This is a genomic window from Serratia sp. (in: enterobacteria) (genome assembly GCF_052400455.1).
Taxonomy (GTDB): Bacteria; Pseudomonadota; Gammaproteobacteria; order Enterobacterales; family Enterobacteriaceae; genus Serratia; species Serratia ureilytica.
On sequence record NZ_CP185813.1, the window covers coordinates 27,151 to 43,560 of the forward strand.

The window sequence follows — 16,410 nt, forward strand, 5'->3', positions numbered from 1 at the left end:
ACGGGAGGCTGCCATGGCTGCCATCGATCCTAGCCAATTTAAGGCATTACACAAGTATTTTCCGGATTTAACACTCACACAGTTGGCCACCGCCTATATGTATTCGACAGGAATCCCTGTGGGAACGATTGCACAGCTTCGAGACGTATCCGAGGACACTGTCAAAGATTCTCTCAAAGCTGCATGTCATCGAATGCACTTAACGTCGATATCTACGATGGGGACGGCGATCCAGCTTAAGCTAAACCTTGAGTTGTTGATAGCCATTGACACCCTGCAACCAAATTGAATCTTAGTTTCACATTTTAACAAATACGTCAACCCCCTTTTAAAGGGGGTTTCGCATTTTAGGAGAAAGGATTAATCTCGCCATAATTCTTTTGAAGATGTAGGGAATTATAATAAATGACTGATAAGTCACAATGGAAAGCCGCACAGACCGTTATCGAAATGAGCCCTGATGTTAATCGGTTGCTGACTCAGGCCGCAAAGCGCTCAGGTCGTAGCAAAGTTAAAGAGGCGACAATTCGACTTGCCGATCATCTAAAAACAGTTACAGATATTGCGGTGCCTGGCCGCCGTTTCCTTTCTGATGAATCCAAGTAGCACCCTATAGAGATCCAACACCAGGGAACTCTATTTTATTAGTTTGTTTAGTGATTATAAAAATATACGGCGTTAACTCGCAGGGCATTCTTTTACCTGGAATCTTTTGAATTTTGGGTGATTGCCCGTGAGGAATTATCACGAAATGAATAATTCGTCCGTTGGGATGGGGTGCTCGTGGCCTTTGAAAAAAGGTGGTGCCCGCTTTTTAACAACCGGGGTTACTTATACACATTATCCGCTTAGCGGTTATGTTATTTTTCAATGGGAGTAACCCCGAATGGAAAGTCGGACAGCATTCTGTAACTGTTAAGACCCCTATGCAAAAAAGCAATGTATCTATGGGTACGATCTGCCTGTAGAGAAGATTAGCACCACCCGCGAGGGCGGGGTGAATGGGCGTGAACGGGCAACACTGGCAGTGAAAGGGTGCTGACGCAAAAGAGATTTGTGCAAGTCCATTCTAACGAGTGGGCTTGCCTGAACAGCAGTTTACATTCGGATAAGGAGATGTTGATGGCAAAAGGAACGTTAAACTCATCACAAAATTTTTCCTGTGATTTCTCCGAACTATCGACACAAATTGCCCCTGATATAGAGAAAGTAAATAGATCGCGTAAAAGAAAGCGAGTTAGACGCGATACGTTATTTTATCTGGGCAATACAAAAGTGCAGGTTAAGAAAAAGTACAGGCTATCATCCTCCGCTATAACTCCCTCTCTACCTACATCGCGCACCCGGCCTTTTGAGCGTGCGGTGGCCTGTGCAAATATTCTTTGCCGAAGTGTTACTAAATAAACTTCCTGACATCGTTATTCAGCAATATCCCCTGTCTTGTTTCCTGTTTATCCCACTGCGTAATTGAGGTGACTCTATTGAAAATATTTCTCCCCGTTGCCCTGGCGCCGGTGGTGTTGAGTGGATGTGCTATTAGCCCATCTTCGCCGCCGCGCGTTCCGGCTCAAGAGTTTGTGACTTCGTTGATCCAGGAGCAAATACCGATAATTCAGCGAGCACAGGCGGATCTGGCCCAAGCCAGCCGGGTTCGTTTAAAACCGGTGCGGGCGGTTTCTGAGTCCAGGCCAGCAGCCACATCGTTGAGGCGTCAGCCGGAGGTCATTCAGCCCAGAGCGCTTGCAGGTCAGCCGGTACCCACCCTGCAGGCTATCCGCTATATCGGAGAGCGGCCAGCCAGTCTGACGCTTGCCAAACCGGGCAAAGCTTCAACGCTCCGTCAGGCTATACGGCAGATCACCCCGCCTGGATGGCAAGTGACTTTCTCTCAAGAGCTTAAACCGGATGCCCACACTTCACTGCAATGGCGTGGTAACGATCAGTGGCCGTTTGTGCTGGATGACGTGCTGCAGCAACAGGGCAAGGTCGCGCTGGTCGATTGGTCAGCCCAACGGATTTCCGTCACGGCCAAATCTGTTGAATTTACTCCCGGCGCCGTGGCTGCAAATTCGCCCAAAAGCGCATCAGTTACCCCGTCCTCAACCCCAGTGGTAATTGATAAGAAAGGCAGTGTGGTATCTGGCCGTAATCCATTTGGTGGCAGCAAGCCGGTTGCCACCTCGAGCCCAACCCCGACGGTAAAAACTACAGCTTCGTTAACACTGCCAAAATCGGTCGTTAAACCAAAGGTTTGGCGGATCGAAGCAGGGAGCACGTTGAAAGATACCCTCTTCAGTTGGGCGGCGGCAGAGAAGTGTTCTACCCCTGGTGTCGCTAACTGGACTGTCGCCTGGTTGACATCGGTGAATTACCGTATCGACGCCCCACTCCAGTTTGAAGGCAGTTTCCGGGATGCGTTGAATAGTCTGTTCACCTTATACGGTACGGCGAAAGTGCCATTGTATGCCGGTATTCGCCATGTCCAATGTGTCATCTCGGTTGATGATAAGGAAATCCATTGATGGACATTCAGTAAGATCCCTTCCCCTTCTGTTCAGAGGTTGCATTCGCAGCCTTATCTCCTGGAGGTTTGCATGAGTTATCGCGGCAAAGTGAACGTCGGCGTGATCGTCCTATGCACCATATTCTGGATAGTGCTTTGGAGGGTAATCTGATGTTTTACTGGATTTTATCTGTATTTCTGGGGTTCCTGGTGTGGGTCAACATTTCTCCCCATGACCAGGCTGGAACTCAGCTGCAGGATAGCACGCTGAGTCAGCGCGCTATTCAAACCATCCGTTACATCAATGACATCAATGACTGGCGCTATATCAACCCTGCACAAAAAGACGGTGTGATCCCCGATAGCGCCTTCGGCTGGTCATCCGTTGGAGGGTTGCGCAATGTTTTGCAGGCTGGTCGTGTGTATGTCTATCAGCCAGATCAACCTGGGTTGATGGCGGCATTGTTGGCGCAGAGCCGACATTCCGCGCTGGTTGGCAAAGTCGTCGGAAGACGGCTTATCGACAGCGTTGGCAATGACATGCAGGTTAATGTGCCGGCGAGCATTACTGACGGCAGCCTGGTGTACCTCAACTAATCTCTCCTCATAAGGTTAACAATGAAAAAACACCTCCCCTTGACCGGGTTGGCGGCGACGTTGTGTTTGCTGCTTTCCGGCTGTGCGCCGCTTGAGCGCATCGATAAGATCGATAATCAAGTTTCACGGGACGAAAATCAGGCAGATAAACATCTGCATGCTCTTAAAAAGGGCTCTGTGGTGCGGGATTTAACCTCTCAGTGGATCAACCCTTACCCGTTAAATGCTCAGCCTGGTGGCAATAGTTTGTTGCCTCCTTGCGCTGTGGCCATTAATCGTCCAGGGAGTATCACACTGGCGGAAGTCAGTGCTTTCATCAGTAAGCGTTGTCGCTTGCCGGTGGTGGTGACGCCTGATGCGCAGGCTATCTTGGCACCGACTGGTGGCAAAACTGAGCAGATAAGTGGCCCGGTTCCGGCGCCAGACCCAAATGGGCTGGTGCCATTAGCCGCGTTGGGCGGTTCATCTGCCCGCGCGGCGCCGGTCGTTAGTGGTGGCACTGCGCTCAGGGGCGTGTTCTGGCAGGGGGAGTTGGGCGGATTGCTTGATAATGTCACCACTCGTCTTGGGCTGTCATGGCGCTATGAGCAGGGCCGGATCGCCATTTTCTATCTCGACACCCGGACGTTCCCGGTCATGTTCATGGACAGCAAGGCGAGTTTTGGCTCTAAAACCGTGAGCGGAACCACTTCATCGATGGGGGCAACGGGTGACAGCAGCGGCGGTGGGCTCAGTGGTGACTCCAATACCTCTCAGGCGACTGAGATGGAAATCAAATCAAGCCTGTACGAGGACGTCACCAATACCATTAAGTCGATGTTAACGCCCGGTACCGGTCGCATGAATTTGTCCGCCGGCGTCCTGACGGTGACGGATACGCCACGCGTTCTCGAGCAGATAGGCCGTTATCTGGAAGACCGCAATAAAGAACTCAACCGCCAGGTCGTACTCAACGTGCAGGTCTACAGCGTCGAAAAACGCACTCAGGATCAGTACGGCATCGACTGGAACGCCGTATTCAACAGTGGCAGCGTCGGTTTGTCCCTGACCAACGCGTTTACCGGCGCGGCTTCAGATGCGTTGAACGGTGGGGTTTCTATCCTTGATGGCAAAGGGGCGGGCACCAAAGCCTTTATCAAAGCTCTGTCGGAGCAAGCGAACGTCAGCGTGATGACAGAGGCCTCGAGCATGACCACTAACCTGTCAGCTGTGCCGATCCAGGTTGCACTGCAGCAGGACTATGCTTCCAACGTCACTACGGAGAACACGGCCAACGTCGGTTCATCGAGCAGTATTACCAAATCCACGATCACAACCGGTTTCAACATGACCGTGCTGCCGTTCCTGATGCCCCAGTCGCCAAAAATGCAGCTGCAGTTTGCGATCAATATGTCAGATGACCCAACCATGCGCACGTTCACCAGTGAAAAAACGTCGGTTGAGTTGATGAAAACACGCCTCAAAACCTTTACCCAGCGCGTCATTATGCAATCCGGACAAACGTTGGTTCTCAGTGGTTACCAATCTCTCAACAACACCGCAAATCGCCAGGGCGTCGGCAGCTTCCGCTTCTTTGGACTCGGCGGCGGTGCCAACGGCGAAAATAACAAAACCATGCTGGTCATTCTTATCACTCCGGTCATTTTGGGATAAGCCATGAAACAACAGACTACCTACACGCTGCAGAATGGGAACGCCTGGCTTGTGGCCGGGTTGCACTGGCAGTATTTGCCGCTGCGCGGACGCCGCAGCATGCGTTTGCGTGCTAAGGAGGCAAAGGCTACGCATTGGGCAGCATTGCCAACTGGTGACGGCCAGGCACAAGGCACCTTGCTGGGCACTGTTAACCTCGCCGACCAGGCAGCACGAAAAGGAGGCGGGATGGCATCGATGGCATTGGCGGTTCTGCCGGCATTGCCAGAGGCGTGTTATGGCGTTTTCCCGTTATCCAACGGGCAATACTGGTTCGTCGCTGTCAGTGACGGCATGCTTTCCCCGTTCGGTGACATCGTGGGGGATGAAACGGCTGTACGCACTGCGGCGTCCAATTTTCTGGCGATCACCTCAACGCCTGCTTCGGGGTGGATAATATATGCTCCTGGCGGCTTCTTTCCCGGTGAAGAAACGGAAGATAAATCGCTCTCCGAGTTGGTCGATAGCAAGGTCGGTTTGCGCCGGGCCCGGCTGAGTCAGACTCATGACCCGAAGGTGCTGTGGCTTTGGGGCATAGCAGTGGTGGCCCTGGGCGCCGGGTATGTGGGGTATTCAGCCTGGGAGAAACACCAGGAAGAGGCGCGCATAGCAGCGGCTCAGGCCGTGCTGATGGCCAGGCAGCAGATGGCACAACAGACGCCGGCCGACAGCCTGAAACCCTGGGCTACACAACCGCGGTTTCCATCGATGCTCAGTGCCTGCAGAAGCGTTTGGAAAGCGCCGCAGATTTCTATTGCCGGCGCGTTATTCATTACAGAAACGTGTGATGTGCAGGGCAAAATCATACTGCACTACGCTCTGTCGAACGGTGTCACCGTAGAGGATTTCGCCTTGCGGTTACCCGCGCTCTATGGTTCAAATATTCACCCCGTTTTTAATATTCCCGGTAGCGCCGACGATGCCTCTTTTGCATTAACGGTGCCAATTTCTCCTCCTGAACATCCCGAAGATCTTCTCCCGGGCAACCAGCAAATTCAGCGCTTAACCAGTTATGCCCAGCGTATCAATGCACGCTTGCGCCTAAGCGAAATGGACGTAAGCACGCAGTTAACGCAGGGCGACGTACAAAATCTGCCGTGGCGCACCTACAGCTTCACGTTCATTACAAATATTCCGCCCGATCGGTTGTTTGCGCCAACGCGCTTCAACAGCAGTGGAATAAGGGCGACCAGCATCACGACCACGCTCAAAAACAACCGTCTGGAATACACCATTGAGGGACTTCTGTATGCCAACCGCTAAATCCAGAGTAACACCCTGGGCGTTGTGCCTGGTGCTGATAGCACCTGGTGTCTTCGCCGCGCCGGTCGCTGACATACCGGCGGCCCCGCCCGCTTCACCGTCGGTGAAATCACCCACGCCAGCGGATCTTCCTCTGCCGACTATGTCCGTGCGCGCGAAGGCTGGCCGAGCGTTCGACCTTGAACAACTGGAAGCCATCCAGGCAGAGACTGTGCTATATGAGGCCCAACTGGCCAGGGCCAAAGCGCTGAATGAACTGCAAAAGAACGGGTATGACCGTGCACTGGATCAGCCGTTCAACCCGGCGCCACCTTCTCAGGACAACAAATCCGAGGTCAAGGGCGCGGTGCAAGATGCTGCACCGCCGCAAATTGTGGAGATCACCGGCGCGGGTAAAGGCTTCACGGCCGTGCTGGCACTCAGCAACGGCAATCAGGTTACGGTGCAGGTGGGAAATCGTATCCCGGGTACGGAGTTCGTTGTTAAACGGATCAACATCAATGAAGTCGTGGTCTCCGGGAAGAACCAAACACTGGTCTCTCTTTCCTTTGCGGGGTAACCCATATGTATGAGAAACGTGGTTCAACCTATATCCATTTAGATCTGACCAATACTGATGCCCCGACGCTGTATGTGTCTGACGCACACAATAATAGTCTGGCCGTCACGTCAGAGATTGCCGGCGCGTTTAAAAAACACCCCAGGCTGCAGGTTAAACGGGTTCAGCTCGATAAGCTGAAAGAGATGCAGCAAAGCCAGCTCACTGAGAACCCCAACGCTAACGAATATTCCGTTCAACAGGCGAAGATTATTAGCTTCTTCAAGGATGCCAAGATGAAAGGCGCCAGTGATATTCATCTGCTGATCGGGATGAATGATGTGACGGTGGTGCAATTTCGTGTTCATGGCGATCTTGAAACGGTGACAACGCTGGATTGCGCGGAAGGGATGACGCTGGCGTCAACGATTGTGATGTCGATGTGCGATGTGGCCGAGAAGAGTTTTAACCCCAATCGCGCTCAGGATGGGCGGGTGCGTAAAGAGTTTCTGCAAGGGCTTCAGCTCTTCGGGGCGCGTTATGCGCATACGCCGGCAGAATTCGGTCTGTATGTGGTCATGCGCATTTTGCCCGATGAGGGTAAAACGCCGCCTACGCTCGACGAACTGGGTTTTCTACCGGAACAGCAAACGCTTATTCGCCGTATGCTGGCGCGCCCTGAAGGCGTCATCATCCTGTCCGGCCCTACCGGTTCTGGGAAAAGTACCTCCCTGCGTACCTTCAGCGAAATGTACCTGTCGTTTACCGGGCATCGAAAACGACTGATGACGCTGGAAGACCCTCCAGAAGGATTGATTTTGGGCGCGGTACAAACCCCCATCATTGCCGATAAAAACGATCCGGACGCTGTTAGCCGTGCCTGGGTCAGGTCTATTTCTGCCGCATTACGGCTGGACCCTGATGCCATGGTTGTCGGCGAAATTCGTGATGCCAACTCGGTTAAGTCTGCTTTGACGGCGGCTAAGTCAGGACACCTGGTGGAAACCACGCTGCATGCGAATGATGCGGTCGGCATTCTTGATCGCCTGACCGATACTCTGGGTATCCCCATGGGCCAGGTGGCCGATCCTCAAGTCATGATTGGGTTAATCGCACAGCGGCTGGTGCAGCTGTTATGCCCTCACTGCAAGAAACGCTGGGAGGCGGTCAGAGCAAGTCTGGGAGAGGAGAAAAGAGCGCTGCTTGAACGCTTTTGTCAGGTCGAAAAGCTGGCTTTTCGCCATCCTGAGGGATGTGAGCACTGTTACAAAGGCGTAATCGGCCGGCGTGTTATCGCTGAAGTCATTCGTCCCGATGCCAGATTCATGGAGCTGTTTCGCCATGAGGGCAAACTGGCTGCGCGCAGTTATTGGGTGAATGCGCTGGGCGGTATCACTCGCGGTCAGCACCTGATGCGTTATCTCCATGACGGACTGGTCGACCCGATTGATGCGGACTATATCAGTCCGCTGGACGAGGACAGCCTGACATTGTTACCCCCGGAGGCTGCATCATGATTTCCCGTTTGCGCGAACGGTTGACGGCGCTACGGGGCAGGATGCCGTCATCGGAAACAATGAATGAAGGGGTAGGGCGCTGGTTGGCGCAAAAGACATTCTCCACCGCTGACCGCCTGACGCTCTACGAGGATCTGGCTTTCCTGCTCGACAACAACCTCAAAGTTGAGAAAGCCATCAATTCAATGATAGGGAGCTATGGCAATAAACGCCCGCCGGTCGTCTATTGCCTGGAGGATATGCTCAGTGCCCTGCGTCAGGGCCGGTCAGTCGACCAGGGATTGGCGTCCTGGATACCCCGGCAGGAGGCCGCCATCCTTAGCTCCGGCGTTCAGGACGGCAACCTGGCTGCTGCCCTATACCGGGCGATCACCGTGGTGCAGGGCATGTCGGATATGAAATCAGCATTGGTGTCCACGTTGGCTTACCCGATGCTGTTGCTGGCAACCACGTTTGCCATGATGAAGATGGTCACTGTCTATTTCCTTCCCCGCCTGGAGTCATTGTCTGCCCGAGATAATTGGACTGGGGCGTTGTGGTGGCTCAGCACCATCTCAGAATTCTTTGTCAATCATGCAATTATTCTTGGTGGGCTGGTACTCCTGCTGATTGGCTTCGTCGTCTGGTCAATGCCGAACTTGACGGGAACGGTGCGGCAGCGTGTTTTGGACCGTCTATTGCCCTGGAGCGTGTATCGCGACGTGCTGGGAGTAGGTTTTTTACTTAATTTCAGTGCGTTGATGCGTGCTCAGGTGAAGACGGAAGACGCCATCGACATGCTGAGCCGTTATGCACCACCCTGGTTATATGAGCGATTGGCCGCAACCCAGCGTCAGGTTAGGCAAGGTGACCACCTTGGGTTGGCGTTGCGCAATGCCGGCTACGGATTCCCCTCTCCGCGTGCTATCGACAAACTGGTCCTGCTGACCGACGGCGATAACGCTGAAATCATTATTGAAAATTTTGCACGGGCCTGGCTTGTGCAAACTGTAGCCCGGATCAAGCGGACGGCGTCTTTGCTTTCTTACATCGCATTGGGCACCAACGCTGGCTACATGATCCTGATCCTCCTGGCCACACAAAACCTCAACGACCTCGTGGGCACACGTTAAGCCGCCCACTCTCATCAAAACCTAAAGGAAACAGTAATGGAACTGACACAAACTCGACAGTCAGCAATCAACCGTGGGGTTATTACCCTGCTTGAAGCGGCTATTTATTTTGTTCTTGTCCTCGTCGTATTAGCTATCGCCATTACCCAGGGCGGAGGGCTGTTTAACCGCAACGACGCCAGTACGGAGTACAATAATGCCGCAGAACTTCTGACCAACACCCGCACCATGCTGAAAACATCCGGTGTTTATAATTTTGCCGCCGCTGACGCCATGACCGGCGCCCTGATCCAGTTCGGGGGCGCGCCGGCCAACATGACGGTTGTCGGCACCAAGTCCTCGGGTAGCGCCAAGTTGCAAAACCTGTGGGGGGGCGCTGTCACCGTGCAACCCGTGGCAACGGCCGGTGGGCAGAAATCTTCCTTCTCTCTGACTTACGCGGCCGTTCCTCAAGAGGCGTGCATTACTCTGGCCACCAAACTGAGTGCGGCGCCGAGTGTTGTTACCACCATGGTCAACGGTACATCGACGAATGGCGCGATCGCTGCCAGCGCCGTGGGGGCGCAGTGTACTGCCGATAAAGGATCTGTTGGGCAGAATACCCTTACCTTTACCAGCAACACCTGATGCCCATCCTGCCGGCAACGTTCTGTTGCCGGCCTCCATCTGGAGTGCATTCTCATGTTGTTTTCCTTTCAACGAGCCTTGGCCTGTCTGGTGCTGGGCTGGGCATTATTATTCTCGTTGCCGGCACAGGCGTTCTGTTTTAACGAGGCAGGTGCGCGCTATAAAGTCGACCCTTTATTACTTCGCTCAATGGCGACTGTCGAAAGCAGCCTAAATCCTCAAGCCATTGGCAAAAATCGCGATAAAGCCGGACGAGTTACCAGCCGTGACTTCGGGTTGATGCAAATCAATGACCGACATATTCCCCAGTTGCGCGCGTTGGGCATCATCCGCAGTGAGCAGGATTTGCTGACTAACAGCTGTCTCAACGTACAGATCGGGGCCTGGATATTGGCAAAGCACCTCAAACAATGCGGGGTAAATTGGCAATGCCTCGGTTCCTATAACGCCGGATTCGCTGATAACAACGGCCCGCGGCGTATGATTTACGCGCGAAAAGTGTATGCGATGTACATGAAGCTTAAAGGCGGTGCCGCCTGATGGCTTTGTATCTTCTGAAGTTCTCGTTACTGATGGTATGCGCCGGCGCCACTCTGTTTATTGGTGCTCAGCCGTTGGTCCATCGAGCCAAAAAATTCTTGCTTGAACATGATGGCCCGCCCCTTACTAGGCTGCAGGTCAGAGGCGTCACAATAGTTTTTGTCGGCACCGGTACTGCACTGATCGCAACAACAGCCCTTGTGGGTCATCCCTGGTTAGGTACTGTCAGAATTCTGGGGCTGCTGGCCTGGGGTATTCCCATGGTGCTGCTTGATTTGCGCAATTACTGGCTACCGCTGCGATATACCTCGGGTTTTTGGCTGACTGGTCTGCTGTTTACCTTGTTGCCTGGCAGTGCACTTACCCTGACTGAGGCGCTCACAGGCAGTATCGGCATGTTTTTGTTCCTCTATGCCTTTCACTATGGCGCCAAGCATCTGCGTGGGGAAGAAGGCTTCGGCATGGGCGACGTGCATTTGATCGCCGCGCTGAGCGCCTGGTTTCCCTGGCAGCTCGCCAGCGTGCTGAGCGGATGTGCATTCTTGCTGTTTATCGTCGGGGCATTACTGACGGACAAAACGGCTCAACCCTATGCTCCCTGGCTATTCGCGTTACTGGCAATACTGGCCGGTAGTTTCCCTCAATTGATCCTAACAGGTGCCTTATGACTGCTGAAATTGTCACCCCCCGTATCAACCGGGGGGTATCGTTGATCTCGATGGCCATCGTTCTGGGGATCGTGTTGATTGCCGCCCCTATCGGGTTGGAACGATATTCCAACTATATTGAAGAACAGACCTGGGTCGTGACCGCGACACACCTGAGCACAGTGAGCGAGGGTGCCCGTCGATACGTTAAAGATAACTACGATACGTTGCTGAATCAGGTAAAAGGGGGCGGCAACGTAACGGTAACCGGCCAGACCCTGCGCGATAAAGGGTATTTGCCGGCGGGGTTTTCCCTTACCAACAATAACGGCCAAACCTATATTCTTGCCGTGACACGCAATCCTTCGCAAACCGACAAGCTGGTCGCCTTTGTTTTGACCGCCGGCGGTCAAAATATTACGTTCAAGGGCCAACGCTATATCGCTCAGAACACGTCTGGCTTGGGTGGGTATATCGAACCCGTCAATGTTGCCAACGGCGCCGGCGGTGGCTGGCAGGTCAACCTGGCGAATATGGGGCTAAGTGGACAGAGTGGACACCTGGCCGCTTACCTGACGTCCGATGTATTGGCAGGTGGGGCTGAAGAGAGCGATCGCTTGTATCGCTTCCAGGTTAATGGTCGCCCCGATCTTAATAAGATGCACACTGCGATTGATATGGGAGGGAACAACCTGAATGCCGCTAATGATATCAACGCACAAACAGGTAATTATCAGCAGAATGTAAATGCTCAAAACGTTGTATCGCGGGATGGTGTGGTTGCGGGAGGTGGAATTGCAGCTGCAGGGGATGTTCGTAGTAATTACGGCTGGTTGGTAACAAAACATGGTAAGGGCTGGCTCAACGAAGACCACGGTGGCGGATTTTATATGGATGACAACGATTGGATTCGTTCGGTGAATAACAAAGGTATTTATACCGGTGGCCAACTGAAAGGTGGGAGCGTTCGTGCAGACGGCCGGGCATCTGTCGGTGAATATCTGCAGCTTGATGGCACGGCAAATGCTGGTTGGGGATGCGGCCCAAATGGACTTGTAGGTAGGACACCAGAAGGCGTACTGCTCTCTTGCCAAAATGGCATATGGAAGTCCTTGGGGGCGTTAGATACATTTAACGTGACGAGTGATGAGCAATGTCAAAACCTAAAGGAAGCTAGAGCTTATTGCCCTGCAGGAACAAAACTGGTATCTGGAGGATATAGACTGTCGCGTTGGACAGCTAATGATTCTGCACATAACTCCCCTGATGCGGCCTTTCCTGACGTTTTTTCGAATAGCTGGGTTGTGGTGACGCCTAATAATGAATGGCGCACTACATGTTTTCAGTCCATTGCTATTTGTGCAAAATGACATAAGGGTTTATAAAGTGGAATTTCGCGGTTCGGTGTAATATAATGGATCGTTGATTTTATAATTTAAAGAGTCTTTATGGAAAAAAATAAACTGGCCAGTGTTCAAGCGCTGAGAGGGCTTGCTGCTCTTGCTGTAATGCTATTTCACTTTCGTTGGAATATTAATCTTTCCTATCCTAATTTAGGGGATAAATTGTTTGGGTGGGGGGCTATTGGTGTTGATGTTTTCTTCTTGATTAGTGGGTTTGTTATCACGCTTTCAGCTAAGAAGTTAACTCCAGGACTGTCGGCTGCGGGGGTGTTTCTGAAACACCGCGTAAGAAGAATATTTCCAGCTTATTTTATTATCCTGCTAATTTCCTTCCTTTTGTCTGGGGCTATGAGTACCTTTCATTACCCAGAAAAAGTAAGTAACTTGATAAGTGCAATCACCTTCTCCCCAATTGATCCGAATCATGCTCCATTCTATATAGATGATAGTGGTTTCTATGGAGTTCGGTGGACACTGAATTACGAGATGTTATTCTACGTGGCCATGGCATTTTGTCTGCTATCAAGATATCGATGGTTCCTTTTGTTTGGTGGGTTTTCGTTAAGTCTGGTTATTTTCCCTATGTTGGCAGGGCATTCTCCGACCTTGGATGTGAGTGGTTATCAATTCAACTCTGCTTACATGAACTTAATCACCAACCCAATAATATGGATGTTTTTGGTAGGGGTAGCCTTTGGGCTTATCTATCCTTATACAAAAAATTTAAATAATCATGTTAGAGTTATTTTTTTAGTCGCGGCGATGTCTATCGCAGTTTACTGCGTTCTGTATACACCATTGCTAAATCATGGCATAACGATGTCTGGATGGTATCTTTCCATTTTGTTTATTGCTGTGGTTCTGAATGATAAGCTTATAACTAAATTCATGCCGAGGTTCTTCGTTACTTTGGGAGAGATATCCTTCTCTCTATATCTCATTCATACTTTAATGAACGGAGGGATAGGCAAACGTTTTGAAGATATAGGTGTGGCTGATGGCATACCACGGTTTTTGTTGTCATGTGTTTTTTCTATCGTATTGGCATACTTGTCATATGTTTTTATTGAAAGGCCAGTAAGTCGACGAAAACAAAAAACAGCAACCCATAAAATGGCATAAATAATAAAGGGGGCGGAATGTCTCCTTTTTTATTGTCTTTTAATATTCAATCAACCTCAATGTCAGACATACAGGATAAAGACGCATGAAATTTAATTGCATGTTACTCTTTTTGCCTGTGGTGCTTAGTGGCTGTCAACTCACGGCAAAAAGTACTGCAGTCATACCGCTCAAAAACACTGATGCTCAATATAATCCCGCACAAATTCAAAATAATCAGAATGCTTTGTATTTATCTGGCGCGATAAATCAAGTCCGAACACCGTTTTATTCTTCTAGTATTAATGCAAACTCTCAACGCGTTACCATTAACTGGGATGGCGACGCCGTCGAGCTACTTTCCCATCTGGCTCGGCAACGTGGGGTGACTTTTAACTGGACGGGCGTGCGGCTTCCGTTGCCGGTTAATTTGCATGTAAATGGCGTTACCTACCAGAATCTGCTGCGAATGATTGAGGTCCAAACCGCCTGGCGGGCCACACTGCATGAATTTCCGGGGCAACTCACTCTGGCCTTTTCCCAACCCGAAAAACCGAGGGGGCGCAGATGAAAAGATCTTTTCTGACGCTGCTATTCGTTAATGGTGTGCTGTACGGCCATGCGGCGGCGGCTGCACAACCCCCTTTAGAATCGGCTCCGCCAGATATGAGCAGTTACCTTAGCCCATCACAACCATCATCGTCGGATATTTCGGAAACCCGTCGCCAACTGCTCGAAGAAGCTGGACGTACATTGGGGTTTCGAGGTGGAAAAGCGCAGCGTGCTTGGGAGTTACGTCAAACCCTTGATGCTGTGGCCAAAAACTTGGATGCCTTATATGACTTCCGAACCTTGATCAGTCGTCAAGGGTGGCTACCACCGGTGATCAGTGAAGCGCAGGATGTGGCCCATATCACACCGAATCAGATAAGAACCGCTACGCATGTGTATGAAATTCTCACACCGGAGCGTTTTGTCAGTAACCCGCCATCCTGGCGGAGTTGGCTTAACGCCGGCTTGTCCACTTCGGCTGTTGATGGGCCTGAAGCGGCAGTGATTCCGGCCAACGGCGCCCAGAAAGCGCTGTGGCAGGCGGCGGTACGAAAGGGATGGGAAGAAGGGCGAGAGAGTGCTGACCATACATTGGAAGCCAATTTCAATCGCCTTACCCGAGATTACCGCGGCATGTTGGTTTACTCACGCTTGTTGCAACAGGGCTATATCACCTCTCCGGTGGTGACTGAGCAGCAACAAACCGTCAGTGGCGATCGCAGCAAGTTGACCACGGGTGATCGAGTTCGTCGTCTTAAAGAGCACGCTGGATTTGTGCCTGATAAGACGAAATGGAAGCCGGTCATACACAGAGAGGGAGAAAATGACTGAATCTGCTGAGTTTATTCCCTATACCTTCGAGACCGGCCTGGATGGTAATGCACTTAAAACGTTTTTTGTCTGGTGTGCTAAGCAGAGTGTCAGTGATATCCATATCCAGGGCGGCAATCACCTGGTTGTCAGCCACCACGGCCGATTGAGACGAGCCAGCACTTTTGTGCTGGCTGACGATACCCTGTCCAAACTGATTGACGAGATCTTTGAACCGGAGGTCCGGGCCACGGCCGGTGGCGGCTATCCAGTCGACAGAGCTCTGCAGCTCGATGGCGACATGTACCAGCGCTATGGTCTGGATCGTGGTGAACGGTTGCGCTTTCGCTGTAATTTTGTGCAGGCTACGGCTGGGCGGTTGGATACGACGATTGCACTGACCATGCGGGTCATCCCGACCGCGATCCCCGAGCTGGATTCGTTGGGCATCGAGGATGACCTGCGCAGTGTTGTTCTGCCTCATAAGGGGTTGGCCTTCATTGGCGGTGAAACCGGCTCTGGGAAAAGTACCTTTCTGGCATCGGTCTATCGGCACTGTATCGATCATGATCCTGACCGGAAAGTGACGACGACGGAAGATCCGATAGAGTTTGTTCTGGGTAAGAGCGGTGATATTTTGCCGGCGACTCAGCTGCAGATCCGTCGCGATGTGGCTAATTTTGCTGAAGGTATCCGTGCTGACCTGCGGCGTGCCCCCTCGGTGATTGGCGTCGGGGAGATGCGTGACCGAGAAACCGTGGAAGCGGGGATACAGGCTGGCCAGCTGGGCCATTTGTGCCTATCGACACTGCATATTCACTCCCCCGGAGAGGCCATTCCTCGCTGTTTGAACCTATTCCAGGCGGAGATCCGTGAGGCAATTGCGCATGACATGCTCGGGGTGCTGCAGTATATCGTGGTGCAGAAGTTGCTAAGAACAACTGATGGCAAACGGCAAGCCGTGCGCGAATACATTATTTTTGATGACCCTTTGCGAGAACGGCTATCGGAAATGCCATACGTCAGATGGGGCCAACACATTGACGGTATTATTCGTACTGAGAAACGACGCATTGCCGATCATGCCTGGCACCTGTACTTACAAGGGCGCATTGCCCGCAGCGAATTGGCCGTTGCCCTGACGAGCCATCAGTTACGTGAACTGGAGCGAGGTCATTCACATGCATGATGAGCAGGAACCTTTGCCACCGGGCTATTGGCGCAATGCTTCTCGCAGGCTCAATGTTTACGGTGTTCCGGCCCCGTTATTTTTGCTTTACCTGTTCTGGTTCCGCTTCCCTACCTGGGACACGATTTATGTGATCAGCGGCATCATCATTTTTTTCCGCATTCTGTCGGCCTTTGGTTGGACATTGACGGTGCTTATTGCGCGGTTGGTCTATCTGCTGCGTGGAAAACTGCTGTCGGGTCGACCGTGGTGGTACCGCCGCTTTACTGAAGGTGAGTGACTAGCATAAAGGCCTTTAGGGTGCCGGGAGAGGTATCGA

Annotated in this window: 19 protein-coding genes; all 19 read left to right on the plus strand. The window is 52.0% G+C overall.

Going from position 1 to position 16,410, the window contains the following annotated elements:
- Positions 1 to 13 precede the first annotated feature (13 nt).
- The 19 genes from ACORQT_RS24535 to icmT all read left to right on the plus strand — a co-directional run bounded on the left by ACORQT_RS24535 (position 14) and on the right by icmT (position 16,371).
- Positions 14 to 289 carry a hypothetical protein gene (locus tag ACORQT_RS24535; protein ID WP_060442014.1) on the plus strand — a complete coding sequence of 92 codons (276 nt, stop codon included), beginning with the start codon at positions 14 to 16 and terminating at the stop codon, positions 287 to 289.
- A 116-nt stretch (positions 290 to 405) separates the two neighbouring features.
- A complete protein-coding gene (locus ACORQT_RS24540; protein WP_072270311.1) occupies positions 406 to 606 on the plus strand; it encodes a TraY domain-containing protein in 201 nt (66 codons plus the stop codon).
- Between the two features lie 516 nt (positions 607 to 1,122).
- A complete protein-coding gene (locus ACORQT_RS24545; protein WP_145957746.1) occupies positions 1,123 to 1,404 on the plus strand; it encodes a hypothetical protein in 282 nt (93 codons plus the stop codon).
- A 77-nt stretch (positions 1,405 to 1,481) separates the two neighbouring features.
- A complete protein-coding gene (locus tag ACORQT_RS24550) occupies positions 1,482 to 2,522 on the plus strand; it encodes a toxin co-regulated pilus biosynthesis Q family protein (RefSeq protein WP_158524210.1) in 1,041 nt (346 codons plus the stop codon).
- Positions 2,523 to 2,635: 113 nt separating this feature from the next.
- The gene (gene pilM, locus ACORQT_RS24555) at positions 2,636 to 3,100 is read left to right on the plus strand and encodes a type IV pilus biogenesis protein PilM (RefSeq protein ID WP_060442016.1); all 465 of its coding nucleotides are present in this window, start codon (positions 2,636 to 2,638) and stop codon (positions 3,098 to 3,100) included.
- A 21-nt stretch (positions 3,101 to 3,121) separates the two neighbouring features.
- Positions 3,122 to 4,753, plus strand: coding sequence for a PilN family type IVB pilus formation outer membrane protein (gene pilN, locus ACORQT_RS24560; RefSeq protein WP_060442017.1), 1,632 nt, complete (start codon positions 3,122 to 3,124; stop codon positions 4,751 to 4,753).
- Between the two features lie 3 nt (positions 4,754 to 4,756).
- Positions 4,757 to 6,055, plus strand: coding sequence for a type 4b pilus protein PilO2 (gene pilO2 / locus ACORQT_RS24565; protein ID WP_089186993.1), 1,299 nt, complete (start codon positions 4,757 to 4,759; stop codon positions 6,053 to 6,055).
- The gene (pilP, locus tag ACORQT_RS24570; RefSeq protein WP_089186992.1) at positions 6,042 to 6,614 is read left to right on the plus strand and encodes a type IV pilus biogenesis protein PilP; all 573 of its coding nucleotides are present in this window, start codon (positions 6,042 to 6,044) and stop codon (positions 6,612 to 6,614) included. Before pilO2 ends, pilP begins: the two co-directional genes overlap by 14 nt.
- Before the next feature lie 5 nt (positions 6,615 to 6,619).
- Positions 6,620 to 8,110, plus strand: coding sequence for a GspE/PulE family protein (locus tag ACORQT_RS24575; RefSeq protein ID WP_089186991.1), 1,491 nt, complete (start codon positions 6,620 to 6,622; stop codon positions 8,108 to 8,110).
- Positions 8,107 to 9,222 carry a type II secretion system F family protein gene (locus ACORQT_RS24580; RefSeq protein ID WP_089186990.1) on the plus strand — a complete coding sequence of 372 codons (1,116 nt, stop codon included), beginning with the start codon at positions 8,107 to 8,109 and terminating at the stop codon, positions 9,220 to 9,222. Before ACORQT_RS24575 ends, ACORQT_RS24580 begins: the two co-directional genes overlap by 4 nt.
- A gap of 36 nt (positions 9,223 to 9,258) precedes the next feature.
- Positions 9,259 to 9,849 (plus strand): type 4 pilus major pilin, encoded by a 591-nt coding sequence (locus ACORQT_RS24585; protein ID WP_060442022.1) that lies wholly within the window; start codon positions 9,259 to 9,261, stop codon positions 9,847 to 9,849.
- Positions 9,850 to 9,903: 54 nt separating this feature from the next.
- The gene (locus ACORQT_RS24590; protein WP_089186989.1) at positions 9,904 to 10,389 is read left to right on the plus strand and encodes a lytic transglycosylase domain-containing protein; all 486 of its coding nucleotides are present in this window, start codon (positions 9,904 to 9,906) and stop codon (positions 10,387 to 10,389) included.
- Complete coding sequence (locus tag ACORQT_RS24595; protein ID WP_089186988.1) at positions 10,389 to 11,057, plus strand: prepilin peptidase; 669 nt, start codon at positions 10,389 to 10,391, stop codon at positions 11,055 to 11,057. The genes ACORQT_RS24590 and ACORQT_RS24595 overlap by 1 nt, the downstream gene beginning before the upstream one ends.
- Positions 11,054 to 12,406 (plus strand): shufflon system plasmid conjugative transfer pilus tip adhesin PilV, encoded by a 1,353-nt coding sequence (gene pilV / locus ACORQT_RS24600; RefSeq protein WP_232092665.1) that lies wholly within the window; start codon positions 11,054 to 11,056, stop codon positions 12,404 to 12,406. Before ACORQT_RS24595 ends, pilV begins: the two co-directional genes overlap by 4 nt.
- Positions 12,407 to 12,484: 78 nt before the next feature.
- Positions 12,485 to 13,561: an acyltransferase family protein gene (locus ACORQT_RS24605; RefSeq protein WP_089186987.1), complete on the plus strand. Its 1,077-nt coding sequence runs from the start codon at positions 12,485 to 12,487 to the stop codon at positions 13,559 to 13,561.
- An 85-nt stretch (positions 13,562 to 13,646) separates the two neighbouring features.
- Positions 13,647 to 14,111, plus strand: a complete 465-nt coding sequence (locus tag ACORQT_RS24610) for a DotD/TraH family lipoprotein (RefSeq protein ID WP_148664835.1) — start codon at positions 13,647 to 13,649, stop codon at positions 14,109 to 14,111.
- Positions 14,108 to 14,923 carry a type IV secretion system DotC family protein gene (locus ACORQT_RS24615; RefSeq protein ID WP_089186986.1) on the plus strand — a complete coding sequence of 272 codons (816 nt, stop codon included), beginning with the start codon at positions 14,108 to 14,110 and terminating at the stop codon, positions 14,921 to 14,923. The genes ACORQT_RS24610 and ACORQT_RS24615 overlap by 4 nt, the downstream gene beginning before the upstream one ends.
- Complete coding sequence (gene traJ / locus ACORQT_RS24620; RefSeq protein WP_089186985.1) at positions 14,916 to 16,091, plus strand: plasmid transfer ATPase TraJ; 1,176 nt, start codon at positions 14,916 to 14,918, stop codon at positions 16,089 to 16,091. Before ACORQT_RS24615 ends, traJ begins: the two co-directional genes overlap by 8 nt.
- On the plus strand, positions 16,084 to 16,371 hold the full coding sequence (gene icmT / locus ACORQT_RS24625) for an IcmT/TraK family protein (RefSeq protein ID WP_089186984.1): 288 nt from the start codon (positions 16,084 to 16,086) through the stop codon (positions 16,369 to 16,371). The genes traJ and icmT overlap by 8 nt, the downstream gene beginning before the upstream one ends.
- Positions 16,372 to 16,410 lie beyond the last annotated feature (39 nt).